The sequence below is a fragment of the Paenibacillus sp. 1-8 genome, from assembly GCF_056316205.1.
Genome location: NZ_CM149995.1, coordinates 748,647 through 773,622, shown reverse-complemented (window position 1 = coordinate 773,622; position 24,976 = coordinate 748,647). Strand labels below are relative to the sequence as shown.

Here is a 24,976-nt window from a genome sequence, read left to right as displayed (position 1 = left end):
GCAGATTACTAAGGGAGAACATCTGGCAAATTTTCAGAAGCGGCTACACGCTTAATTCAAATTGATTTTAAATACATCCCCTGCATCGCCACCCAAAACGATCAAGCCACCCTTGGGCAGTACAACCGAATTGTGATTGCTGGCAGTTGAAAAATGTACAACTGCTCCGTTTTCATCATAGACAGCGAACCCTCCGCTTGTTGGGAAATCAACGGTCATCGTTTTATTGGCTGAGCTTTTGTCTATTTTGAACCATGTGGCTTGGCCATTCGATGGTATGGTGTTCACTGATTTCCCTCCCAGGATGGGTTTAATAGCATCTTCACTGATATAGGACTGTCCATCTATGGTTAAATACTCCGAGCCATCCTTGGAATAAAAATTCAAATCAAATGCATCTCTTCCACTCATAACAGGAATCTCAACGGCATTAACTGCTTTATTCGCATCCACAATTTTAGTACCACTTGCGTATCCATCATGATCAACGGATATTTTTTTCGTTATAAATGATGGGGCCAGATAAAATATTGAAGATATCTTTTCATCCAAAGCATAATAATTCTTCCCGTTTCTATGTTCCCATGCCTTTTTAACTGTAGTATTTAGAGGATTGGCATCTAGCTTTTGATATTCATAAATCACCATAACCATTTGACCTAATCCCGGAAAGTTTAAATATACATTAGCCTTAATATACGTTTTCCCGTTTTTTTGTTTGTCAAAGCTTATGGCTACACTGCCATCACTGCTTTTGAATTGTCCATTGCCTGTATACACATATTTTTGCGCCGGGACGAATCCCTCCAGAAAAGCAGGTAATTCAAGCTCACCGTTTTTAATATCTACATTGATGGTTGTACCCACAGAACCGTATAATCCCGAATAAGAAAGTAAATCAGATGGCATTTCCACTTTTACAGAAGGCTCAAATGTTTTATCCGGTTTGATGTCTTTAATAATGCCCTTATCTTTTAAAAGCTCCAATAAAATGTTAGAAGCAAAAATACTATCTAAGATGGAAGAGCCTCCAGATGAAAGCACAGTCATAGAAAGCTGATGCTCTGGTATGGTAATCAAAACAGAGTGATACAAAACAGTATCCCCACCCTTGGATAGCGCAGTTATTCCGTAATCACTAAACGGTGCCAACTGAACCGCATCCCATCCAAGCCCATAATTAAAGCTGTTTGTCTCTTCAGGTACCCATATTCCTTTTCGATATTCATGACTTTGCATGGACTTTGCTGATTGTGCAGATAAAATATCGGTTCTGTTCCCCGTTAATACTTCTGAAAACATAGCCAACTCTTCTGCGGTGGAGTATAAGCCTCCTGTTCCAAGCACATTGGCATTTTCAACGGGTAAGGCCCCCTCAATCGCAGGAAAATAAGTTTTGGACAGCATTTGTCTATCAAAATGATCGAGTGGTGTTTTCGTAGAGTTCAAATCCAAAGGGGCACTAATATGCTTTGCCAGGAATTCGCTATAACTTAGACCGCTCACCCGTTCAACCAATATTTCAAGCAGTTGAAATCCATCATTACAATAAACGGAATATTCGCCAGGGTTGGATTTTAAAGTTTCTGATTGTAATCTCAGCAATAGCTCATCATGATTTTCTGTATCATTGTCATTAAATAACATACTATTTTTATAGTGGGCGCCGTAAAGACCTGACGAATGATTTAACAGCATACGCGGGGTAATTTGTTTGTATCTTTCATCTGACATTTTAAAGTCCTTAATGTACGTGGTAAGCGGCTGATCAATATCGACTTTATGGGCATCCACCAGCATCATCGTTGCAGCAGATACATACATTTTGCTTACAGAGCCTATACCGAACATGGTATCCTTGGTGACCGGCTCGTTGGTTTCCTTATTCTTTACACCTACGCTATCCGATAATACGATGTTTCCATGGTCCATAATGGCATACTGCACTCCACTAACACCGTATTTGGATACCAGTTCCGAGGCCAGATTGCGAGCCTTTTCCTTGATGGGTTCAGGACTACCTTGAGCAAAAGCATTCGTCATCGGCAGTACAACAAGCATAGCCGAAATGAACACAGCTATTATTTTCTTCATTCCATATGTCCTCCTCTTAGACTTCACCAGATTTGATTACTGGACTGATCATACAATGAACGAGGATTCTATATAGAAAAGTCACCCTTAAACGAAAAAAACAATCCCTGAACAGCAAGATGTCTAAGGATTGTCCTTATAAAATGGCAATAAAACCATATTATTAAATATTTTATTTTTCGTTTCAATCGTCATATGGCCACCGTATTTGTCACATATTCTGGATATATTGGTTAGGCCAATGCCATGAATATCCGGGTTTGATTTTTGACTATGCAAATGGGCAACTACATTCTCCACATGATTCAGGATGTGAATGAAAAGCGCAGACTCATTGGAATGTATTTTAATAAGAATATACCTGTCGTCCGCGATCTTGACCTTTTTGGATGCTTCTATGGCATTATCCAGCATATTGCCCAGAGCGACACATAAGTCATAACGTTCAATATTTACTTTTTGTGAATATAAGTTAAGCTGAGTATCCACCTTGATGCCATTGGCTTGAGCAATATTAAGACTATTCGTGACAAGAGCATCGATAACGAGATTACCGGTATTCACCCTTTGATAGGCTCCTTCGATTTTATTCAAGGTAACCTTAATATGTTCACTTGCCTCAGCCAGTTCATTTCTCTTGATACATTCGTCAATATACAAAAACTGTTGGTGTGTATCATGAAAGATTCTTTTCATATTTTTGAAGCTGTGCACCGTTTTTTCGTAGTTAGCATCTTGGTAGTCCATCTGATGTTGTAATTGAGTATTTTCATGCATTAATTGGAATTTTTCAATGATATTATCGAATATATATATGATAAAAACATTTAAGAAAATAAAGCTAATAATAGATACAAAATAATACATATTCTTTTCACTATAAACAGATAAAACATTGACCTGGTATATACTTATGATGGGAACGATTAAAAATAAAATGTAGTAACGGGCATGCAAAGGGAAGGTTTTGCGTTTGGCAAATAATCGTATAATCTGAATGACAGCAAACATGATAATACAACTGAGTAATATGACCTTAGAAAATATCAAGTGATCTTGTCCGCTCAAGTGACTGAAGTTGCTCATCTTAACGGAGTCTACAGCATACAAAATATAAAGAGATATAAAATTAACGATGGTTATCAATACAGCATAAAGTATCGAAAAAATGATCTTTATTTTTATCTCCACGGTATAGGACTGCGCTAAGCTAAATATGACAAGCAATGCTAAAATCGAAGAGATCGTAGGAGACAGAGAAACGCTTAAATATAAAATGTCCAGTACCCCAAAAATCATGAAATACATAAATCTGTTCGGCTTTCGATTGGACTTATCAAAAACCGAGTTAAAGTAAAAATTCACTTGGAAGCACATCACCAGTACAACACAGAGGTTAAGAAGCAAGTAGCTATATTCCATCATATTAATGCATCTTCATGATCATAAATTTGGTATACAGATCTTTAACTTCTTTTATTTTAGAACGCCCAATAGGCAGCTTCACATCATTTGACATCAAAACATCACCGCCAGCAAATTTTTTGACATGAATTAAATTTATAATAATCGAACGATGAATTTGCAGAAAATTATATTCCTTTAACGCTGGAGCATAGTCTGAAAGAATCCCTTTGCTATCATAGGTTTGAGTAGGGGTTACAAAATGCAGTTTGTTTTTTATGGTTAAGCTTTTGGCTACCTCGATACTAATGATATCATCATATTTTAAAAGCACCTCTTCATAAGCTGACTTGATGATAACGAATTTTTTATCGAGAGATTGAAAGTACTGACACAGTTTTATTATTTTTTCTTCAAAGATATGGGGAGCGATCGGTTTTATCAAATACTGAAATGTGACCACGTCAAAACTTTCCAGCATATACTCAGGATAGCTCGTTAAAAAAACAATCTGTTCATCAAGGTGACGTAAACTCCTTATTTTTTGGGCTGTTTGAATTCCGTTCATGCCATTCATTTCAATGTCCAGTATTAAGATATGGAATGGCGATTCATGGTTCAGGTAATGAGTTACCAGTTGTTCTCCTGAGTCAAATAGCTCAACTTTAAATTCTATATTTGTTTTTATTGATAAAGCGATCAGCATATTTTTAACAAGCTCTCTTTGCTTGTGCTCATCATCGCAGATAGCCACTCTATACATAAATAACATACACCTCATTCCCATGGTATGTAGCATGAAATTATAGTTCAAACAGTATACATTATTCTAATATTCCATACATAGCTTTTGGATAAAACGCAAATTCAGATCCCTCAAATGCTAGAATACAAGCTGCTCAACCGTTGCATCCAAGTGAAAAAAGAAACCCTTGTCTCCAGAAGACAGGGTTTCTTGACTATGGATGGAGCTATTCCTGAAAAAAATCTGCCCTCTTGTCTTCACCGTGGGAACGTCGGGCAAAGTCGACAAATTGGAATTTGTCCAGGCGGTGCCGCGACTCGGTATACTGGAACAACGTGGTGTCTTCCAGATAAACATAATTACGTACTACGACCACGTGGGTATAGCTCTGGAGGTCCATCAGCCTACGATCTTCTTCGGCTGCTTCTTCTACGGAAACGACTTTTTTGGCATAGCTGATTTGAAGCTTAAGCTCCCCCTCCAGATATTCGTAGATGGAACCACTGCTAATTTCCCGGGTTAGCACAGGTACAATGTCTGATCGAAAGTAATCTTTGTCCAGTATAACGCATTCACCCTCAATCTCACGTGCGCGAATGACCTTCCAGACAAGACACCTGTGTATGTCAATCTCAAGCTGGCTGGCAATGTCCTTCGGAACTGGGATCAGTTGATTTTCATGCACAATCGTACGTGATTTACGCCCAATTCGCTCAGACATCTCTTTAAAACTGACCAGTCCCCCTATTGGAAAATCCATTCGCCCAATATCCAGTACAAAAGATCCCTTGGCTTTTATTTTATGGATGTACCCATTTTGTGCAAGCAAGTGAAGCGCCTTGCGAACGGTCTCGCGCGAAGTATTATACTCGCGAGCCAGTTCATTTTCAGAAGGCATTTTCGTGCCCGGGGCCAACTCGCCTGTCTGAATCCGTTCAGAATACTCCTGATAAATTTGCAAGAATATATTCTTTGTCAATTTTCATCACCAAGTATATTGTAGCATTCTTTCACGAGCCTGGTTACTAAAATAGACTGGGGGGATCACTCGGAATTAATCCGTATGGTCTGACAACGAATTCAAATGAATTTTCATTAAGGTATACTGCAAATCGTCCGCCTCACCCGGCAGCTCCTCAACCGATTTGACCATACTCTGACCATCCGGCACAATTATCGGTGTGATGATTGGATATCCAGATTCCCGAATGAGATCACGGTCAAATTCCATCAACAGCTGCCCTTGCTCTACGGTTTGCCCCGTCTCCACATGCATGGTGAATCCTTCGCCCTTCATTGATACCGTGTTGACCCCTACATGCACCAGAATCTGTACACCTGTCGAATGCTCCAAAATCAAGGCATGCTTGCTTTTCATCATGATGTGAATGACTTTTCCGCTGAAAGGAGCAACAATTTGACCCGCTTCCGGCTTCACTGCAATCCCTTGCCCCATCTGCCGTCCGGCAAAAGCCGGATCAGGAACCTGCTCCAATGGCACTACATGCCCCAATACCGGAGTCTTGACTTCAAGCACATCGAGCGCAGCATTCTGGTGGCTCGCGTTATTGTGTATGGAACCGTTAGCGGGTGTAGCTGAATCCTGACGGCGTTTATTTAGTATTCTTCCGTACATCACAGTTAAGGTGAACGGTACAATCAGTACAATCGCCATTCCGATGAAGAATACGCCCCAATCGCTTGGGAAAATAGACAAGAAGCCTGGAATTCCTCCCACACCAATGGAAGAAGCCATCACATGATTTACAGTGAGCAGTATACCTGCCATACCGGAACCTATCATTCCGAAAACAAACGGATATTTATATCGGATATTCACCCCGAATATGGCAGGCTCGGTTATCCCCAGAAAAGCAGACACGGAAGAGGTAAAGGCCAACCCTTTCCCCTTTTGCTCTTTTAAAACCAGCATCATTGCCAGTGCTCCGGCACCTTGAGCGATATTGGACAGCGCCAGCATGGGCCACAGGAACGTCCCGCCTTGTGTACCGATTAATTGCACGTCCACCGCCAGAAAAGTATGGTGCATTCCTGTTATAACAAGCAAAGCGTAAAATCCTCCATAAATCAGTCCTCCCAAAGCAGGGGCCAAATTGAAAACGTATACAATACCGGATGTAATCGCATTGCCAATCATAAAAGTAAGCGGTCCAATCACCGTGAATGCAAGAAATCCTGTAATTAATAATGTGATCGGTGCAACGAGTAGCAGCTTAAACGAATCGGCTATTTTTTTATTAAGGAATTTTTCAATTTGTGCGAGAACGTAAGCGGATACTAAAACCGGTAACACCTGGCCTTGGTAACCGATCTTGTTCACTTCCCAACCAAACAGATTCCAGACCGGAACGGTTCCCTTTGTCACCGCATCCGCATAACTGTATGCACTTAGTAGATCCGGATGAACGAGAATCAGACCCAGCACAATCCCGAGTAAGGGGCTGCCACCAAACCGGATAACGGCTGACCAGCCGATTAAGGCGGGTAGGAAAGCAAAAGCGGTGCTGGCAATGGTGTTAATAATGGCAGCAAAGTCGGTCCATTGGGGATAGACCTGAACCAGGGCCATTCCTTCAAAGAAAATCCCCTTGCCTGTCAAAATATTATTTATTCCCAGCAGTAAGCCTGCTGTCACGATGGCGGGCAGGATGGGGATAAAAATATCTGCCAGCGTCTTGATAGCACGCTGAATCGGGTTTTGTTTCTTGCTTGCGGTATTTTTAACCTCGTCTTTAGAAGCTCGACTGCCCCCTGTTATTGAAATCATTTCATCATATACCTTATCCACCAGACCCGGGCCAATCACGACCTGAAACTGCCCTTGTGAAGAAAATTGCCCCTTAACCAGATCATTTTGCTCAAGGGCATCCTTATCAACCAGCTTATCATCATAGAGAGCGAACCGCAGACGGGTTACGCAATGCGTAGAGGCCTCTATATTGTCTTTTCCACCAACAGCTTTAATAATCTCTTCTACTTTTGCTCTTTCAATCGCCATCTATCCCACTCCCTTAACGTTTGCTCATTTTAATGCAGCAACCCCGGTTGTAAAAAGCAACGTACCTTGGGGTGTTACCGTATGTTTCTATACTATTCAACCAAAGCTAACGAATGATCCACATATAAGATGCATACGGGGTCAAAGTGATCACCTGATCCAGCTCTGGAGCATGCTTGGTATTGCCAATTAAAAGCTCGGACGATCCTAACGCCTGATTTTTGAATTGAGAATAAAATGAATCAGGCAGCGCGAATTGCGTATTCTGTCCGCTAAAATTAGAGATGACAACCAAAGTCTCCTGTGCATTGCTGCGTTGATAGGCATAGACCTGAGGATGAGCATCGTCCAGACGTTGATAATCCCCATCTGTAATGACTTGCACCGTCTTGCGCAAACGAATCAGCTTTTGGTAATGATGATAGATAGAGTCCGGGTCCTCCAACTGTGCCTGAACGTTAATCTGTGGATAACGTTCATCCACCTTGATCCAGGGTGTACCTGTAGTGAAGCCCGCGTTGGGAGTGTTATCCCATTGCATCGGTGTCCTCGAATTGTCACGGGAGCGCTCTCGAATGATATTTAATGCTTCCTCCGCACTTTTGCCTTGTTCCTGTAAAATACGATACATATTCAGAGATTCAACATCCCGGAATTCTTCAATATCTAACCACTTCGGATTGGCCATACCAATCTCTTCACCTTGAAATATATACGGCGTTCCTTGAAGGCCATGCAGCGTGGTCGCGAGTAGCTTGGCGCTTTCTGCATGGTATTCGCCATCATCCAAAAAGCGAGAAATCGCTCTTGGCTGATCATGATTGTTCAAAAACAATGCACTCCAGCCGCCCTCCTGCTGCATGCCAATCTGCCAGTCCGAGAATAGCTTTTTCAGCATCTCAAAATCATAGGGCATCAATTCCCATTTTTGTCCATTGGGATAATCCACCTTCAGATGATGAAAATTAAACGTCATGGACAATTCTTCGTTCTCCGGATTGGAATAGCGGATGCAGTGCTCCAGTGTCGTGGAGGACATTTCACCCACAGTGACGCTGTTATGTTTAGCAAATACTTTGTCATGTAATTCTTGAATGTATTCATGTACACGTGCACCGTCAGTATAATACTTACGACCGTCCCCAGGAACAGTGCTTCCATCATCATCTAAGAAGCGATGATCTTTGGAGATCAAATTAATGACATCCAGCCGAAAGCCACTGACCCCCTTTTCAGCCCAGAATTCCAGCAGATTGACAACCTCCTGACGAACCTTCGGATTCTCCCAGTTTAGATCTGCCTGAGTTTTGTCAAACAGCGTCAGGAAATATTGGTCTGTTGCCTCGTCATACTGCCAGGCCGATCCACCAAACTTGGAAATCCAATTATTAGGAGGTCCTCCATCGGGTGCTGGATCACGCCAGATATAATAGTCCCTGTACCCACTCTCCCTGGAAAGCCGCGCCTGCTGAAACCAGACATGCTCCGTCGAAGAATGATTAACCACAATATCTAACATCAAGTGCATTCCACGCGCCTGAATTTCCTGACTCAATTCTTCGAAATCCTGCATCGTTCCATACTCCGGATTGATCCGGCAATAATCCGCTACATCATACCCGTTATCACGCTGTGGTGAGACATATACCGGCTGTAGCCAGATAATATCAACACCCAGCCTGTGCAAATAATCCAGCTTTTGCGTCAGTCCTCGGATATCACCGGTCCCTTTACCCGTTGTGTCGTTAAAGCTTTTGGGATAGACCTGATAGACGACTGATTTGCGCCACCAATCTGTATCTTGAGGGATTAAGGCCTTATTCGTTCCTTCCATCCATGATCCTTCCTTTCTTGCGAATGCAGTAGCGTAAATATGTTTAATATAACGCTTTCATTATCTTGTATATACAAGATTAAATCATGTATATACATAATGTCAACTAGCTTTATCATTCTTATTTGCTTATTGAACTCTGCAATTCTGTTCGATTGCTTCCATGGTTAGATGAAGCAACCAGTTATAACACAAAAGAGGCTCCTGCTCATTGTAAGGAACCTCTTTTGTATAATGAATACGGCTCTCATTTAAACCCATATGGACAGTTCGCTATACAGGAGGAATAAGGCCATGATAATATTGAATGGTCATTTGTAGTTCATGGTTCATTTGTAGTCTGGTTTCTCCCTGCAAGTCTCCAGCTGCTGAAGCTTGAAGCAACAATTCGCCTGCCAGATGCCCGGACTGCACAATAACAAGACACCTTCCTCTGTGTGTTCGTCTTTGGTTTCCCTGGAAGGGTTCGTCACTGGTGAGATCGCCGTTGTCTATTCCAAGGATACGACCATCACCATGTGTCATTCGGATTTCAGTACAGATTTCATTGCACAAATTATATTGTAATGAACAACCGAATCGATTAGGGGGAGTTTTGGAATAAGGTACTCAGCTTGATTATAGCGGGTTTCTTAATTTCTACATCGTCGCTCAATAACACCACCGCATGGGAGAGTCCTCCCTCGAAAAAATCAAGGCTTCAAGGATGCTATCGCATAATTCTAATGTATCATCCGACAACACCCCCAAAGAGATCGCTTCGCTTTGAAGTGAGATATCCAAAACATTTTTAAATGAGAACGGGATGCACACTTCTCAAGTTTCTGAAACCCCAATTCACTAAGAGGGACAGAGAAGAAATAAAGAAGGTTGTAACATATGAAGAGCATGATGTACGTGATATCAGCTAACAATATATTCACGTATCATCCTATTCGTTCTTCTGTCGCCAAGGAGATTCTTAGAGGGAGATAAATCTGAAGAATAATCCATAAGAATGCTCAAGCATGTTTTTTCACATTTAACCATGTTAAAATGAAAAAAATAATTGGAGATATGGTATGGAGAGAAGGCAGGGAGAATCAATGAAACCAAAACTTAACGATGTTGCACAATTAGCTGGAGTTTCACCGACTACGGTTTCTCGCGTACTTAATAATCGTGGCTATATCAGTCAAGAAACGAAGGATCAAGTTCATAAAGCGATGCAGGAGCTGAATTATTTTCCAAATGATGTGGCTCGGTCATTATTTAGTAAACGAACAAACCTGATTGGATTAATCATTCCAACTACAAGCAACCCTTTTTTCGGAGAGCTGACTTTTCATATAGAGAATATTTGTGCGTCATTAGGCTATAAGCTGTTGCTTTGTAACAGTTTGAATCAGCTAGATAAAGAAGAATCTTATGTGGATATGCTTATGCGAAATCAAGTTGACGGTATTATCGTTGGTACACACAACCGAGGTATCGTAAATTATGAACAGAAGAACATTGCCGTCATTGCGATCGATCGCTTCCTATCCGATTCAATCCCAGTTGTAGGATCGGATAATTATTTGGGTGGAAAGCTGGCGTCAGAACTGCTTATTGAAAAGGGGTGCAAGCATATCTTACACATAAATGGCCCTGTTGAATTGGAAACACCGGCAAGCTTAAGAAGAAAAGCATATGAAGATGTGATGGAGCAGTATGGTCGAAAGGCAATTACCTATGAAGTAAATGATCCCTTCCACCAACAGAATCACGATGAACCGATTAAACGCTTGCTCGATGAACATCCTGAAGTAGATGGATTGTTTGCGAGTAATGACTTGGTGGCTGCGTCTTTTATTGCTAAAGCAAGAAGAAGAGGAAAACGTATTCCTGAAGATATTCGCGTAATTGGATATGACGGAACTGAAACAACCCGCAATCTTCTCCCTGAATTAACGACAATTCAGCAACCAATACAGGAGATCGCGAGATCTTCCATAGAGTTACTTATTAAAGAAATTGAAGGTGGATTTAGTGATGTCCCGCGAGAAACCTATCTACCAGTGAAACTTATTGAAGCTAGTACGGCTTAATACAAATTCCATAGTTTTCAGCATTGTGATATAAGGTGGAGCTATCCTTATTAGAGTAATTGAAATCAAAGAGGAGAGCTCTTTTCCTTTCGAAAATATGTCAAGCGGTTGACATATGAAAGCGGTTGACATATAATCGATCTGTAAATACGGAAGTGCTTTCATTTACATTAAATGTTCAACTTTGAGGAGCGTTCGATATGAGAAAGTCAAAGAGCATGTATTGGAAACTAAGTGCCTATTTCTTCTTTTTCTTCTTTACTTGGTCAGCAAGTTATTCATTGTTCTCCATCTGGCTAGGGCAAGAAATCAGTCTGAATGGTGCTAAAACAGGTGTTATCTTTACTGTAAACGCTATCTTTGCGCTATGTATGCAACCGCTTTATGGCTATATATCTGATAAAATTGGATTGAAGAAGCATATTTTATTTCTAATCAGTTCTTTACTCTTATTTGTTGGTCCTTTCTATATCTTTATCTATGGGCCGTTACTTCAATACAATGTATTTCTCGGCGCCATTGTAGGTGGATTATACTTGGGTATTGCTTTTTTGGCAGGGATCGGAGCCATCGAATCTTATGTCGAGAAAATCAGCCGAAAATATGACTTTGAATACGGAAAATCTCGTATGTGGGGCTCGCTAGGTTGGGCAGCAGCAACATTTTTCGCTGGTCAGCTCTTCAATATCAACCCTAACATTAACTTCTGGATTGCATCAGTATCTGCTGTCATTCTGTTTATCATTATGATGACAATTAAAGTTGAAATGACAGATTCCGAGATGGAGCGAGCAGAATCTGTTAACTTTAAGCAAATCGGCTATTTGTTTGCAAATAAGCATTTGTGGTTTTTCATTTTATATGTTCTTGGTGTTACCTGTATTTACAATGTGTATGACCAGCAGTTCCCGAATTACTTTTCATCGACGTTCTCAACGGTTGCTTTAGGCAATCAAGTTTACGGTTACTTAAATTCCCTACAAGTATTCTTGGAAGCAGGCATAATGTTCTTAGCGCCTTTCATTGTCAACAAAATTGGAGCAAAAAAGGGTCTGATATTGGCAGGGTTCTTGATGGCGTTCCGGATCATGGGTTCAGGCTTAGTTATTGGACCTTATGGTATCTCAGCTATGAAATTGATTCACGCATTGGAACTGCCAATCATGTTGATCTCCGTATTTAAGTACTTGGCTGCTAATTTCGATACGCGTCTGTCTTCGATCTTGTATCTGGTGGGATACCAGTTTACGAGTCAGGTAGGAGCTTCGATCTTCTCGCCAATCGCCGGTATGTCTTATGACATTAGAGGCTTTGCAAATACGTACGTGATTATGGGTGTTTTCGTATTTGCCTTTACAACAATCTCAATCTTTACCTTAAAGAAAGAACCGAAAAAGCTGGATCCCAAGCCTAACAAGCATATTGAAACAGCATAGGAGGAAGACAGATGAACACATATAATAACAATACGAAGCAAGCTGAGGAAGCGTTGAAACAGGCAGAAGCGAAAATGAACAAGCGGTACCGCTTAGGTTATCATATTATGGCACCAGCAAACTGGATTAACGACCCAAATGGATTAATTCAATTTAAAGGTGAATATCACGCCTTCTATCAGCATCATCCTTATGATGAGAACTGGGGTCCAATGCATTGGGGTCACGTGAAGAGTAAAGACCTTGTACATTGGGAGCATTGTCCGATTGCATTAGCGCCTGGAGATGCGTGTGACCTTGATGGCTGCTTCTCAGGAAGCGCAGTAGATAATAACGGCGAACTGACAGTGATCTATACCGGCCATCACTATATTGATCAACCAAACAATATCTTTTTCCAAAATCAAAATGTGGCAGTAAGCACAGATGGCATTCATTTTAAAAAACTAAGGCAGAATCCCGTAATCGCTGAACCTCCGACAGATAGCTCCCAACATTTCCGTGATCCGAAGGTATGGAAGAATGAGGATACATGGTACATGATCCTAGGTAACAGCACGAAAGAAGATCTGCCGCGTGTTATTCTATATACATCTCCCGATCTTAGAACTTGGACCTATCATGGTGTGCTTCTGCAGGGAGATAAGAATATGGGCTTCATGTGGGAGTGCCCTGATTTCTTTGAACTGAACGGTAAGCATATATTTATGTTCTCCCCACAAGGTATTGATGCGCAAGGAGATAAGTACAATAACTTGTTCCAGACGGGATATTATGTTGGCGAATATAATTATGAAAGTAATGAATATAAGCATGGAGAGTTCATCGAGTTGGATAATGGTCATGACTTCTATGCGGTTCAAACTTTTCTAGATGATCAAGGTCGCCGCATTGCGATTGGTTGGATGGATATGTGGGAATCGGATATGCCGACGAAAGCAGACGGCTGGTGTGGAGCAATGACGATCCCACGTTTAATTACGTTGGGTAAAAATAATAAAGTACTGATGAATCCAGTAGAAGAAATGAAGTTACTTCGTCAAAGTAAACATGTTTTGTATCAATATGGCGCTATTTCTGGAAGTTACTTCAAGGAAGTTGAAGCCGACCTGCTTGAAGTTAAAGTAGTGTTCGACCTCACGAAGTCAAGTGCAGACCTGGTAGGCTTGAAGTTTCGTGGAACAGGTCTAGAAGAAACGGTTATCACATATTCCATTCCGGAGCAGAAACTTATGCTTAATTGTTCTAAATCAGGTAAGAAGACAGATGGAGTACGTCAAACAGCCTTCAATGCTGAGGGGCAGCTGACATTGCATGTATATCTGGATCGCTCATCCATTGAAATGTTTGCGAATGAAGGACAAGCTACGATGACAAGTCGCATCTATCCGAGTGAGAAATTACTAGGCATAGAAATCATAACGGAGGGTGGAGAGGCACTAGTAAATGGGCTGACATATTGGAAATTGAAAGATATATGGCAAGCTGAATAACTCAATGAAAAGATTGTAGTTCATATTATGTATACTCTAAAAGAATATGGAATCTATATATACCTTGATAGAGTGTGTGAAGGGGGAAAATTCCAAGGGACTGGTTCGAGAAGTCTTCAGGGTTTAGGCCGTATCAATTTTCCACCGTATTCAGGAAATGTCCAGTGATCTTCCATGGCCGGGGATTTCCAGTGCATCGTCCATGACGGATTGTATTCCGGCTTCATATGTTCGTGAAATACGGCTATGTGCACAACAGGCTGATCTGACCATAAACTTTGTTGGAGATAGGACACAGGTTTGCGGAACCCGCAAGTATCGATCAGGCCCGAGGACCACCCTTTGGAGGGATAGCTTGTTTCTCCCAGATAGTCAATTCCACTCCAAACAAATTGGCCGATCACATAATCGTGATTAGCGACATCAAACCAAGGATTCATGAGCAAATAAGCTTGATTGCCACCATATAGCATATGTGGATCAAAGGACTTTAATTTCCAGTCTGTGTTGAGCGGCATAATCACTCTACTTCCCATCATCTTGCCTCCATTTCACAAAATTGATGAACGGATATAACAACAGTGGGGGATGATCATCACAATAGACATGTTCTCGATTACAATATTTGAAACACTGGTCGATCTTCAATAAAGTGTACGGGGAGCATTGGAAATTCGACGGAAAGTACATCGGCGAGATATTTCATACCAGGCGCTTCACTTTCCGCATGTCCGAGCATGATAAGTGCTTTACTTTGGCCTTGATAGACAGCGTCTTTCACATATTCTGGCGTTTCCCATTCCGGTCCTTCACCAGCAATGATCAAATCCACATTTTCATTATGAAATAATGGGATGGCTAGTTCACCACCTCCCCGATACCCTACTAAGATTCCCACTCGTTCACATGGCATGGAGAGCTCGCCAGCCACCCGTACATAACGAATATGTAGCTTGGCTTTGATATATTCAGCGACCTCCTTAACTTCCATAGCCGGAATAGTCAAAATGGCGGCCGTCGGCTGCTGTTTCACAACGTAGGTGTGCCAGTCAAGTGCCTGAAGAAGCCCAACCATCACTCCATCCGGTTGATAATGATGTATGGTGTCATGAAAACGATAAATGCCTATACCTGAATCGGCGATCAGACGGGATTTTTGCAAAAAAACGGAATCATGTAGTAAACAATCCTACATCCCCCGATGGCTTAAAAAATGCCTTCATGCGTTATGATAAAATTTGCGCCTAGAGAAATAGCTTGTTCTATCACATACTGCGAAGCGCAGAAAGCGGTTACAATTCTCTACATCTCAATATCTATATGCCCTGGGTTAAGAAGATCTACGGTCGCATTGGGTGTACTTATTCCCTTTGTCAGATGCTTCACAATCTGACCCATAGTTATGGTCATACACGTATCCCTCCTCATGGAAAATGTATATAAATTATACCATTTTATTTTAATCATGGGCGCTATCATTTCTAGCAAAACAGCCAGCTCCAAGGGGGCCAGCTGTTTTACGGATGTATCTATTATTTATTTCAGAACTCCTAAAATGGAGTCGATTCGTTCTTTTGCTCCTTGCCAGGATGTTATGACCGGGAACTCATATTGCTCCAAACAGTTCAAGCTCCTCAAACAAACCCGGTCGCCCATAAATTACTTCTTTAACCCTCAGAGACTATCGTTCTGTTTCTTCCTCTGCTCTTCGCCAGGTACAATGCCTGATCCGCCTTCTCTATCAGCTCCTCCCGCTCTGACGCATGCAAAGGATAATGGGCGATGCCCAGAGAGACCGTAACTCGTGTCGGAATGGGAGCCCTGCTTTGTTCCAAAGCCCGACGTACTCTTTCCGCTACGTTGAAGGCTTCCTCAGGTCGGTTCAGCAGAATGACGAACTCTTCGCCGCCGTAGCGATAGCAGACATCATCCGGGCGAAGCGAGGTAACTATAACTTCGGCAACATGCTTCAGCACTTCGTCACCGATGAGATGGCCGTAGGTGTCGTTTACGAATTTAAATTTGTCTACATCCAGCATAATGAGCGAAAACGGCAGACCAGAGGCCATCCATTGACTCATCGTATATTCAAGCGATCTTCGGTTCATTAATCCGGTCAGAACATCCGTCACAGCTTCCTGGGTCAATTGATCCGTCTGCTTCTGAATATTCAACATGGCAAGCATTACGGCCTTGGTGAGCAAATCGGCCTCCTGGCTCCAATGTGGCTTCGCTTCCGGCATTACAATCCTTTCCTTGCCCATCTTGCTCACCAAATTTGCCAGATAGACAAAAGGCCGGGCCAACCTGAATGCTACGAGTATGACGCCCATCAGCAATATGATGAACGGAAACAACGAATACCACAGAATTGTCCGAATGTGGTTCATCAGTTGATCATGGATTAGACCAATCGGCGAAACGACCACAATTCCCCATCCGTTGGCTGGGACACTGGAGTATCCGGCAAGCATCTCGACGCCACTGATGTTGCGAACTTGCTGTTCCCCGCTTTCCCCCTTCATCAACTTCTGCACTACCTTGTTGCTGCTGACATCCTTCCCGAGAAACTGCTTGTCCGGGTGATACAGCAGGCGTCCGTTGGAATCCACAATATAATAATAAGAACCGGAATCGTCCACATTACCGTTGCCAAAAATATCAGACAGGATATTGTTCTCCTGAAGATAAAGCGTGCCGCTCAGAATACCGCGATATTTACCGGCGCTGCTGAAAATCGGTTGACTCATAAATACGATTAGTCTCTTAGTGTTTGAAGTCATGTATGGGGAAGAAATATACGGTTTTTGGAGTGCCAAAGCTTCCAGACTGGCCTTAGACGTGATACGCCGACTCGCCATTCCCACTCTAGCCGGCGCTACATTGCGGATCAGCCCGTTGGCTTCGACCACTGCGATGGAATTGAAGAAATTGCTGCTCTTGCGCATCAGATCTAAATAATCGTCCACTTGCTTCGAAGTCATGGCATCAACATCGGAAAGTTTATTGGCACTGTATTCCAAGCTGCCGCGCATGGATCGAAATAAAGAATCCATCGTCTTGGAAATGCGATCAGCGTTGGAGTAATTCAGATGGAGCGTCGTCTCCATCAATGATTTCTTTTGGGACTCATAAGAACCAACCAGAAGAATGCTTGAGGTTAGCAGAACCACCAGCGTCACCAAGCCCGTAAGCAACGATATGAGACTTAGCTTTTTACTTTGACGATGTTCGGCTCTTCTCGGTGTAGACAAACCATGACCCTCCCTGGTTCCTGAAAACTTGTTTAATCCATAATACATCAAATTCTAAGGTAATTCGACAATTAGTCGGTGAACTCCATCTTTTCATAATATAAATAAGGAAGACTGGCAAAATGCTGCCGTCTTCCTCATTTATCCGGGCCCGCAAGCGAAGTGAATAACTCACGTCTCTGATCAATATGACTCTCCATGCTCCGTGCTTAGTCCAAAGTACTGGTGGAAACTATAATAGGCGAATTCCAGCTTGCCGATGAATACGGTGTTCACCGACTCACTGTTAGGTCTATTCGATATGTCGGCTCCCAAGCTCAGGTTGCTTTGCACTCGAAAAGCATAATTGGGAACGGGTAATGGCGAAGGTGAGATACTACAGAGGAATGAAAGTAAAGCGCTTACATATTCAAAAAGCAGATTTCCGGTCAAGGATGGCTACTTGACCGGATCACTTTAAAAATGGGCTTAAGCCAATACACCCAGAGCGTATCCAATAATTCCTATTGCGAATAAAGCAAAAATCAGAGCTATAGCATTCACTTTCTTTTTGAGCAGTCTCATGCACAAAAAAGTCAGCAAGAGAGGTAACAGACCCGGTATCAATTGATCCAGAATCATCTGTACTGTCGTAACCACCTCTACTCCATCCGAACGGGTATATCTGGATACTTCTAGTGGCACATTCAGAGTAGTCCATTTGGATACGAGTGCGCCCATTACAAAAAGTCCCAGGATGGAGGCCGATTCCGTAAGCTTTTGCAACCGATTTCCGGACATGTCGGACACAATCTCCGTCCCTTTTTGGTAGCCGTATTTCAGCCCGTACCACTTGGTTGCCAGGCGAAGAACGTTAAAGAGCAAGAAGAAAAGGACAGGCCCGATGATGCTTCCGGACAAAGCAATGGAAGCTCCCAACGCAGCCAGAACCGGGCGTAACGTTCCCCAGTAAATAGGGTCCCCTACTCCGGCTAAAGGCCCCATCAAGCCAACTTTCACTCCACTTATGGTAGCATTGTCAATAGGCTGGCCATTCGCTTTTTGCTCCTCCATAGCCGCCGTTACGCCCATAATCGGTGCTGAGATAAACGGTTGAGTATTGAAAAACTCCAGATGCCGCTTTAATGCTTCTTTTTGGTCTTCCTTCTTGCTGTATAGCCGCTTGATTGCCGGAATCAAGGTGACACAAAAACCAATCGACTGCATCCGCTCAAAGTTAAACGAGCCCAGCAGGAACCATGAACGGAAAAACATTTTGTTTAGATCGCTTTTTGTCAATTTTTTTTCTTCCATAGTACCCCACTCTTTCATTAGGTATTCTTTAGAGCTCTTCAATTTCACCTATTTGATCTTTTCGCTGACTATATTTAGGACTGAGCTGGATATACAGCAAAGCCAGAACCGCTCCTATGACCCCAAAGCCAACCAGATTGATGCTCGTAAATGCCGCAATGACAAAGCCCAAGAAAAAGAAAGGCATCAGGTATTTGGCTGCCATCATGTTGATAACCATGGCATATCCTACAACGACGATGAATCCTCCTGCTATTTGCAGCCCTTTTGTAATGACCTCCGGGATCGAATCAAGCAAAGCCGTAACCAGACCGGTTTCTGCTGCAATAGCCACCAAAACGGCAGGCAGAGCGACGCGCAATCCCTGAAGAAGGAGGGCGATAAAGTGGCATAGTTCAATTCCTCTGAAATTTGAAGATTCGGCATATTTATCTGCCAAGTGCTGAAAGAACACGGTAATCGTTCTAACAAAAATCGTCAACACTTGCCCAGCAGCTGCAATCGGAATCGCAACAGCAATTCCGGCGCCGATCGACTGATGTCCAACAATAACCAATATGGTTGAGATTACACTGGCCAAAGCCGAATCCGGAGCCATTGACGCCCCGACATTCATCCAGCCCAATGCCATCAATTCCAGCGTACCGCCTAGAATAATACCCGTTTTGAGATCGCCTAGGACCAGACCGATCAGTGTACACGCAACCAGAGGCCGATGAGTCTGTCCTTCATCCAAAACGCTGCCCATTCCGCAAATGGCTGCAACCAGCGTTACCATTACGATTTCAAAAACACTCATGTTTAAACCCCTCTCTTATGCCAACCTGCTCTTGTGCCAACCTGCAGTTAAAACTGGACATTCTGGAGCTTGTTAATCAAATTGATTTTAGGATCACTGGCCACTTTTCTAATTTCCAGTTCAATCCCCTTTTCGTGCAGTTTATGAAATGCCTCTACATCCTGCTTATCTACGGACACCGCTCCGGTAATCTGTGTTTTGCCTTCTTTAAAGCACATCCCACCTACATTTACCGATGTAAACGGTACCCCACCTTCTACAACCCGCAGTACATCAGTCGGATTGGTAAACAGGAATAAGGTCTTAAAATCGTTATATTTAGGGTTATTATAAGCTTCAATCGCTTTTGCAATCGTGACGACATAAGCCTTAATTCCCGGCGGCGCCACCTGTAATAATAAGGTTTTGCGCAGCGTATCCGCAGCGACCTCATCGCTGACCGCGATGATTTTGTTACACTTCGTTTCTTTCACCCACACAGTAGCCACCTGACCATGGATCAGACGATCGTCAATACGAACAAATGAAATTTCCATACCTATAATTCCTCCTCTGTTTGTATGTCCCGGATGACACGAAAAGACTTCATCGAATCCTGACCCGCACGGATGGCCAGATCACTCAGATTCTCCACTTCCTCCAGCCCTCTATTTGTCAGCAGGTCTACGATCATTGGCAGGTTTACCCCTGTTACAATGTCCATTTTTTCATAGCCGGCCACAATCCTGCTGGCCGCATTATAGGGGCTGCCACCAAACAAATCGACGAGAAAAATAAGTCCATCCGTCCAATCAATCGTTTCCAATGCCGCTTTGTACTTCTCAACAAGTCCGTTAACGCTTTCACCAGGCTCAAACGTCACGCCCACCACATTTTCCAGATGTCCGAAAATCATTTCCGTGGATCTTAGGATCTCTTTGGAAAGTTTCCCATGTGTGCCAACAATAACACCTATCATTTGTTTCACCCCCTCCTTACATCCTTCGCCTATACTTATATGCAAGTCTCGTGCCAACATTCTGTATGATTTGTTCAATCATCAAAGAAAAGACCAAATCCCTCGGCTGTTCCGGGGATTTGGTCTTTCCTCGCTACCTGCTTATTTTCAACATCCGCATTATTGATACACATCTGAAAGCGTTTTATACACTTACGCCATTACTCGGGGATGCAGTTATATACTTCGCTTAAGATTTCACAAATATAATATTTTTCATCATTGGTCAGCTTCACGTTCATACTGGAAGCAAATATATTGCAGGAACGGTTCACCGCATCGAGAATTCGTTGATCAAGCAAGGGTACATCCCCCTGATATACTAACCCTTCTCCAATGACCATTCGCTCCATGGCATGAGCCGTATGAACGGCAAGTTGAACTTTCTTTGCATAATGAAAATCGACTTCCAATTCCTGTTCCAGCTGTTCGATAAATTTCATCAAGATCCCCAAAATTTTGTGGGGATTCAAATAAGTCATAAACTCCTTTAGCGTATTCTCACATAGCTCTCTAACGACTACGCTTTCGTTAGCATGCATAACAGGCAGTTGATTGTTCAGCAACAGTTCTCTTAATGCATGCTCACCGCTTGCCTCGATCAGTTTTTCCAAAGGAATAAACGGTACATTCAGTTCGCTTGGCCGCTTAACTCCAATCACTGCAAGAATCGTATGCTTGGCCCGTAAATCCTTCACCGTTTTATCCAATTCCCTGACTTTTGCCGGTACAACGACGATTTTCTCTTCTGTTAAGTCGTAAACGACCTTCTCCACAAACTCCTTCAGCTTGACTGCGGCGCCTTTGCCGGAAGAACAAACCGTCACGATCACCTTATTACTAACCTTCTCTGCTTTCACTTCGGCGTTTCCATTGTTATATCCACGAAAATCCTTTAGGGATTGGTAAATTTCCTCTATATTCATATCAAAAATACTGGCCTTCCGCACGGCCTCTAACGTAAGGGGAGTTGATACCATATCAATGGTCTTCACCTTGATCCCGACACGTTCCATAATGGTTCCTTCAAGGTTGAGCAGGGAGCCCATATCAACTAGCAGCAATACGCCTCTGCCATTGTCAATGTCCTTTACTTTATCAATAATAACCTCTAAAATTTCCCTGGGACTAACATCCAAAGGCATATCTACTGCACAAATATTCGAGCTTCCCAGCAGGCTATCGACGACGCCGACGATACTGCTCGCCGTACTGTTGCCATGTGCAGCTACGATGATCCCCACATTTCCTTGATGCTCCTCCTCCACCGATTTCAGGAGAATGGCCACATAGGTAGTCTCGGCATCGGGTACGCTGACTTCGAACTTGGACTCGATCAAATCCTTGATAATCAGTGCCAGTCTGTATTCTTCATCCTGATCATTAATCGGATCATAGATTTGTTTGCTGATGTATTTCTTCTCTCGGATTCGCTTTAAAAAGGCACTCAAATGAAGGCTGAAGGCATAAACAAACCTGTCACTGTACTTTCTGTTCAGTTCTTTTTGAGCCATCTCCTGCACCTGTTCAGCGAACTCCAGGATATTTCTGCCCACGATTTTAAGGATCCGTTCCCGTCCCCCTTTGATGTTATAAAATCGGTTATAGAAGCTTTTGATATGAATATTGACATCTGTAGTAATAAACTTATTGATAAAGCTGTCGTCGAGTCCTTCTTCCTTCAGCATACCTATTTTGTCCTCAATCAATTTGTACAGGTTAAACGGCAGTTCAGAAGCATCAACTTCATTCATTCCTTTGCTTCCTTCAGGAGTAATATACAGCGAGGAGTTGACCATTTCCATTTCGGCAATCTCCTTGCGGTTTTTCCCCATATTAAATAGGCCTTCCTTGATATTTCCAGGCAAAATTTTAAAGTCAAGTTCAATTTCTTCCTTATTTTCATGTATGCTGTTCAAAAATCCTTTGGCACACACAAGCTGAATGTTCGATTTCAACTGGCCGATATTGCCATAGGTTACGCTACCAATCAGTGCTTTTACAGTTTCCAATTCAACCCTAATGGGCTTGTTAACACGATGGGCCTCGTTTGCGAAGAGATGCTTCAGGATCAAAAACCGCTCTTCAACTGCTCGTTCTTGCAGGGAAGGAATGTTGATCGTAATCGGTATCCGTCTGATAAAGGTTTTGAGCATGGAAGAACTGGGATCTTCTGTCGTAGCGCCGATGAGCAGCACATTCGCATCCCGCTTACGCTCCGACTCGCCCAATTTGTTGTAACTGTTCGTGTCCATGAAATAAAAAATCATTTCTTGGCCTTCTGGAGGCAACCGATGAACCTCATCCAAAAACAGGATGCCTCCATCAGCTTTCTCGACCAGTCCCTCTTTTTCCCGATCGGCCCCGGTAAACGCCCCTTTCACATGTCCAAAAATATGGGAAAGTAGCAGTTGAGGGTTATTGTAATAATCGGCGCAGTTAAATACGATAAATGGTGCTTGCTCCGAAAACCGCTTCATATATTTTCCGTAATTATACATTAATCTGGCAAACATCGTTTTTCCTACGCCAGTCTGCCCCACAATCAGCGTATGCAGGCCCTTCGGCGGGTATAGTATTGCCGCTTTTCCCTGCTCAACCTGATTTCTCATACTGCCCATGAAACCGATTAAGGCGTGAAACGGATCGACTTGCTCTCCAGGCAGCAATATTTCATTAATGCTGTTTACTTGGATTTGTCTCTCTTTAAGCTGAACCGTAAAAATCTCCTCGATTACCTGCTTGTGCAAAAACTTGACGGGTCTTCCCTTGATTTTAATAATCAAGTCAGCACGAAGTAGGCTATTAAGCTCCTTGCTTACATTATTTCTTAGCATATTCTGACGATCGGCTATTTCCGCAGCCGTAATTCCATCGCCATCCAGCAAAGCCTCTACCGACAGTTTCTTTGTGCCTTTGGCAATATACTCTAAAATCTCATCAATTCGTTTCACAGTATTCCCCCAGCCTGACGAGTTCTCATTTAATTAGTATATAAAAAAAGAAGTAATCCTCTACAAAAAAAGCAACTGACAAGATAATCAGTAATGTGATACCCTTCATTAGATCTATCCAAAATTCATACTCAACCCACTCAATTCACTTATTTTCTAAGATCAAAGGTTGCAGTATAATTGTATAAACTTAACAAATAAGTTGTTGCCCCGCAAGGAGATGAGATAAAATGATACGATACGGATTACAGCAAGAGCAAGCATTCAGGCTGGCTATGACTCCTGAATTACGACAAGCCATCACGATCCTTCAATATTCTTCAGTCGATCTAATGTCCTATCTTCATGAGCAAGCGAATGAAAACCCGATTATTGATTTGACAGAGATCGACATGTCCATCGAAAGAATAAGTAAAGAGGAAGAATATTCACCACGAAAAAGCGATAATCCGGTAGATCTCTTGGATTTTGTCTCTAACCCTGCAAATAATTTATATAGACATCTCAAAGCACAACTTGGGCTGGTCCGCGGGCTATCAAAGCCACAGCAGATGATTGCAATGTTTCTTATTGGGAATTTAAATGAAAAAGGCTACCTCGAGCTGGAGGTAAATACAGTTGCCGAAATACTTGACGTCACCACCGAAGAGGTAGAAAATATACTCGCCCTGATCCAAGGCTTTGAACCGGCAGGAATCGCCGCCCGCAGCCTAGAGGAATGTCTTCTTTTGCAACTGCGATATGCCGGGCATGTTGATGTTTACCTGGAAGAGATCGTGCGACATCACATGGTCAACCTTTCGTGTAACCGCATACAAAAAATCGCGAATGCTCTAGGTATCAACATTCGCGAGGTACAGCAATTTACCGACCAGATACGCAAGTTGAATCCTTGTCCGGGAGCGGCATTTGCCCAATATGAACACCAGTATCATATAGCAGATATCTCGGTAGAAAAATCCAAAAACGACTACCTTGTGACAATTAATGATATCACAGTCCCACGCGTCGGGATTAATCCTTTTTACCAGCGTATGCTCCGGGAGCAGGCAATGGGGGAAGAGAAGCAGTTTCTCCATGAGAAGATGAATACGGTATTATGGCTTATTCATAGCCTTGAGCAGCGCCGCCTGACCCTGATGCGTGTAGCCCAAGCCATTGTTGATAGACAGCGGGAATTTTTCGAGCACGGCATTCATTATCTCAAACCGATGACCCAAAAGGAGATTGCTGAAATAACCGGCTTGCATGAGTCTACGATCAGCCGGGCGGTCAGTAATAAATACATGCAGACGCCCCGTGGAATGTTCGAGCTCAAATATTTTTTCACCTCCGCCCTAGTGTCGAAAGACGGAGATGCCACTTCATCGGAGAGCGCAAAAATGCGTATTAAGCAGATCATCGACGACGAAGAGAAGCAAAAACCGTTTTCGGATCAGGCAATCACAGAACTGCTAGCAAAGGAAGGGCTGGAGTTGTCACGCAGAACAGTGGCCAAATACCGGGAAGAGCTCGGATATCTTTCTTCTGGCAGGAGAAAAATTTATTAAAGCTTCGGCAAGCCGTTGTGAATATGAAGGAGCGG

18 protein-coding genes and 1 pseudogene are annotated in these 24,976 nt (G+C 42.7%); 4 read left to right on the top strand and 15 right to left on the bottom strand.

The features are described 5' to 3' along the window. Positions 1 to 51: 51 nt before the first annotated feature. From AC0WRU_RS03550 to AC0WRU_RS03520, 7 genes are all read right to left on the bottom strand, one after another. On the bottom strand, positions 52 to 2,094 hold the full coding sequence (locus AC0WRU_RS03550) for a serine hydrolase domain-containing protein (protein ID WP_476127240.1): 2,043 nt from the start codon (positions 2,092 to 2,094) through the stop codon (positions 52 to 54). A 123-nt stretch (positions 2,095 to 2,217) separates the two neighbouring features. Continuing rightward, positions 2,218 to 3,519 carry a GHKL domain-containing protein gene (locus AC0WRU_RS03545; RefSeq protein WP_476127239.1) on the bottom strand — a complete coding sequence of 434 codons (1,302 nt, stop codon included), beginning with the start codon at positions 3,517 to 3,519 and terminating at the stop codon, positions 2,218 to 2,220. 1 nt (position 3,520) lies between these two features. Then, a complete protein-coding gene (locus AC0WRU_RS03540; protein ID WP_476127238.1) occupies positions 3,521 to 4,261 on the bottom strand; it encodes a LytR/AlgR family response regulator transcription factor in 741 nt (246 codons plus the stop codon). Between the two features lie 208 nt (positions 4,262 to 4,469). Next, a complete protein-coding gene (gene treR, locus AC0WRU_RS03535) occupies positions 4,470 to 5,222 on the bottom strand; it encodes a trehalose operon repressor (protein WP_476127237.1) in 753 nt (250 codons plus the stop codon). A 75-nt stretch (positions 5,223 to 5,297) separates the two neighbouring features. Next, positions 5,298 to 7,262: a PTS system trehalose-specific EIIBC component gene (gene treP, locus AC0WRU_RS03530; protein WP_476127236.1), complete on the bottom strand. Its 1,965-nt coding sequence runs from the start codon at positions 7,260 to 7,262 to the stop codon at positions 5,298 to 5,300. Positions 7,263 to 7,368: 106 nt separating this feature from the next. Next, complete coding sequence (gene treC, locus AC0WRU_RS03525; protein WP_476127235.1) at positions 7,369 to 9,096, bottom strand: alpha,alpha-phosphotrehalase; 1,728 nt, start codon at positions 9,094 to 9,096, stop codon at positions 7,369 to 7,371. Between the two features lie 273 nt (positions 9,097 to 9,369). Then, positions 9,370 to 9,621 (bottom strand): hypothetical protein, encoded by a 252-nt coding sequence (locus tag AC0WRU_RS03520; protein ID WP_476127233.1) that lies wholly within the window; start codon positions 9,619 to 9,621, stop codon positions 9,370 to 9,372. Positions 9,622 to 10,181: 560 nt separating this feature from the next. Here AC0WRU_RS03520 and AC0WRU_RS03515 point away from each other — a divergent pair. The 3 genes from AC0WRU_RS03515 to AC0WRU_RS03505 all read left to right on the top strand — a co-directional run bounded on the left by AC0WRU_RS03515 (position 10,182) and on the right by AC0WRU_RS03505 (position 14,094). Further along, positions 10,182 to 11,165 carry a LacI family DNA-binding transcriptional regulator gene (locus tag AC0WRU_RS03515; RefSeq protein WP_476128552.1) on the top strand — a complete coding sequence of 328 codons (984 nt, stop codon included), beginning with the start codon at positions 10,182 to 10,184 and terminating at the stop codon, positions 11,163 to 11,165. Between the two features lie 200 nt (positions 11,166 to 11,365). Then, positions 11,366 to 12,601: an oligosaccharide MFS transporter gene (locus AC0WRU_RS03510; RefSeq protein WP_476127232.1), complete on the top strand. Its 1,236-nt coding sequence runs from the start codon at positions 11,366 to 11,368 to the stop codon at positions 12,599 to 12,601. Positions 12,602 to 12,612: 11 nt separating this feature from the next. After that, the gene (locus AC0WRU_RS03505; RefSeq protein ID WP_476127231.1) at positions 12,613 to 14,094 is read left to right on the top strand and encodes a glycoside hydrolase family 32 protein; all 1,482 of its coding nucleotides are present in this window, start codon (positions 12,613 to 12,615) and stop codon (positions 14,092 to 14,094) included. A gap of 116 nt (positions 14,095 to 14,210) precedes the next feature. Here the strand turns inward: AC0WRU_RS03505 and AC0WRU_RS03500 are convergent, their stop codons facing one another. The 8 genes and pseudogenes from AC0WRU_RS03500 to AC0WRU_RS03465 form a co-directional block, all read right to left on the bottom strand. Continuing rightward, positions 14,211 to 14,633 (bottom strand): hypothetical protein, encoded by a 423-nt coding sequence (locus tag AC0WRU_RS03500; protein ID WP_476127230.1) that lies wholly within the window; start codon positions 14,631 to 14,633, stop codon positions 14,211 to 14,213. A gap of 77 nt (positions 14,634 to 14,710) precedes the next feature. Continuing rightward, positions 14,711 to 15,504: pseudogene (locus AC0WRU_RS03495) on the bottom strand (Nif3-like dinuclear metal center hexameric protein). A 257-nt stretch (positions 15,505 to 15,761) separates the two neighbouring features. After that, on the bottom strand, positions 15,762 to 17,348 hold the full coding sequence (locus AC0WRU_RS03490) for a sensor domain-containing diguanylate cyclase (protein WP_476127229.1): 1,587 nt from the start codon (positions 17,346 to 17,348) through the stop codon (positions 15,762 to 15,764). A 468-nt stretch (positions 17,349 to 17,816) separates the two neighbouring features. Further along, positions 17,817 to 18,659: a PTS mannose transporter subunit IID gene (manZ, locus tag AC0WRU_RS03485; RefSeq protein ID WP_280740119.1), complete on the bottom strand. Its 843-nt coding sequence runs from the start codon at positions 18,657 to 18,659 to the stop codon at positions 17,817 to 17,819. Positions 18,660 to 18,669: 10 nt separating this feature from the next. Then, a complete protein-coding gene (locus tag AC0WRU_RS03480) occupies positions 18,670 to 19,440 on the bottom strand; it encodes a PTS mannose/fructose/sorbose transporter subunit IIC (protein ID WP_431090604.1) in 771 nt (256 codons plus the stop codon). 47 nt (positions 19,441 to 19,487) lie between these two features. Then, entirely contained in the window at positions 19,488 to 19,976 is a 489-nt protein-coding gene (locus tag AC0WRU_RS03475; RefSeq protein ID WP_025682751.1) for a mannose/fructose/sorbose PTS transporter subunit IIB, read from the bottom strand. A 2-nt stretch (positions 19,977 to 19,978) separates the two neighbouring features. Then, the gene (locus AC0WRU_RS03470; RefSeq protein WP_025682750.1) at positions 19,979 to 20,398 is read right to left on the bottom strand and encodes a PTS sugar transporter subunit IIA; all 420 of its coding nucleotides are present in this window, start codon (positions 20,396 to 20,398) and stop codon (positions 19,979 to 19,981) included. Between the two features lie 200 nt (positions 20,399 to 20,598). Next, positions 20,599 to 23,391, bottom strand: coding sequence for a sigma-54-dependent transcriptional regulator (locus AC0WRU_RS03465; RefSeq protein WP_476127228.1), 2,793 nt, complete (start codon positions 23,389 to 23,391; stop codon positions 20,599 to 20,601). A gap of 230 nt (positions 23,392 to 23,621) precedes the next feature. Here AC0WRU_RS03465 and rpoN point away from each other — a divergent pair, with 230 nt between their 5' ends. Beyond that, positions 23,622 to 24,941: an RNA polymerase factor sigma-54 gene (gene rpoN, locus AC0WRU_RS03460; RefSeq protein WP_476127227.1), complete on the top strand. Its 1,320-nt coding sequence runs from the start codon at positions 23,622 to 23,624 to the stop codon at positions 24,939 to 24,941. The last annotated feature ends 35 nt before the right edge of the window (positions 24,942 to 24,976 follow it).

What these genes read in the sequence shown, in the direction of transcription:
- AC0WRU_RS03550 (WP_476127240.1), bottom strand. Translation starts at nt 2,094, where the DNA reads ATGAAGAAAATAATAGCTGTGTTCATTTCGGCTATGCTTGTTGTACTG.
- AC0WRU_RS03545 (WP_476127239.1), bottom strand. Translation starts at nt 3,519, where the DNA reads ATGATGGAATATAGCTACTTGCTTCTTAACCTCTGTGTTGTACTGGTG.
- AC0WRU_RS03540 (WP_476127238.1), bottom strand. Translation starts at nt 4,261, where the DNA reads ATGTATAGAGTGGCTATCTGCGATGATGAGCACAAGCAAAGAGAGCTT.
- treP (WP_476127236.1), bottom strand. Translation starts at nt 7,262, where the DNA reads ATGGCGATTGAAAGAGCAAAAGTAGAAGAGATTATTAAAGCTGTTGGT.
- treC (WP_476127235.1), bottom strand. Translation starts at nt 9,096, where the DNA reads ATGGAAGGAACGAATAAGGCCTTAATCCCTCAAGATACAGATTGGTGG.
- AC0WRU_RS03520 (WP_476127233.1), bottom strand. Translation starts at nt 9,621, where the DNA reads ATGACACATGGTGATGGTCGTATCCTTGGAATAGACAACGGCGATCTC.
- AC0WRU_RS03515 (WP_476128552.1), top strand. Translation starts at nt 10,182, where the DNA reads ATGAAACCAAAACTTAACGATGTTGCACAATTAGCTGGAGTTTCACCG.
- AC0WRU_RS03510 (WP_476127232.1), top strand. Translation starts at nt 11,366, where the DNA reads ATGAGAAAGTCAAAGAGCATGTATTGGAAACTAAGTGCCTATTTCTTC.
- AC0WRU_RS03505 (WP_476127231.1), top strand. Translation starts at nt 12,613, where the DNA reads ATGAACACATATAATAACAATACGAAGCAAGCTGAGGAAGCGTTGAAA.
- AC0WRU_RS03500 (WP_476127230.1), bottom strand. Translation starts at nt 14,633, where the DNA reads ATGATGGGAAGTAGAGTGATTATGCCGCTCAACACAGACTGGAAATTA.
- manZ (WP_280740119.1), bottom strand. Translation starts at nt 18,659, where the DNA reads ATGAAAGAGTGGGGTACTATGGAAGAAAAAAAATTGACAAAAAGCGAT.
- AC0WRU_RS03480 (WP_431090604.1), bottom strand. Translation starts at nt 19,440, where the DNA reads ATGAGTGTTTTTGAAATCGTAATGGTAACGCTGGTTGCAGCCATTTGC.
- AC0WRU_RS03475 (WP_025682751.1), bottom strand. Translation starts at nt 19,976, where the DNA reads ATGGAAATTTCATTTGTTCGTATTGACGATCGTCTGATCCATGGTCAG.
- AC0WRU_RS03470 (WP_025682750.1), bottom strand. Translation starts at nt 20,398, where the DNA reads ATGATAGGTGTTATTGTTGGCACACATGGGAAACTTTCCAAAGAGATC.
- rpoN (WP_476127227.1), top strand. Translation starts at nt 23,622, where the DNA reads ATGATACGATACGGATTACAGCAAGAGCAAGCATTCAGGCTGGCTATG.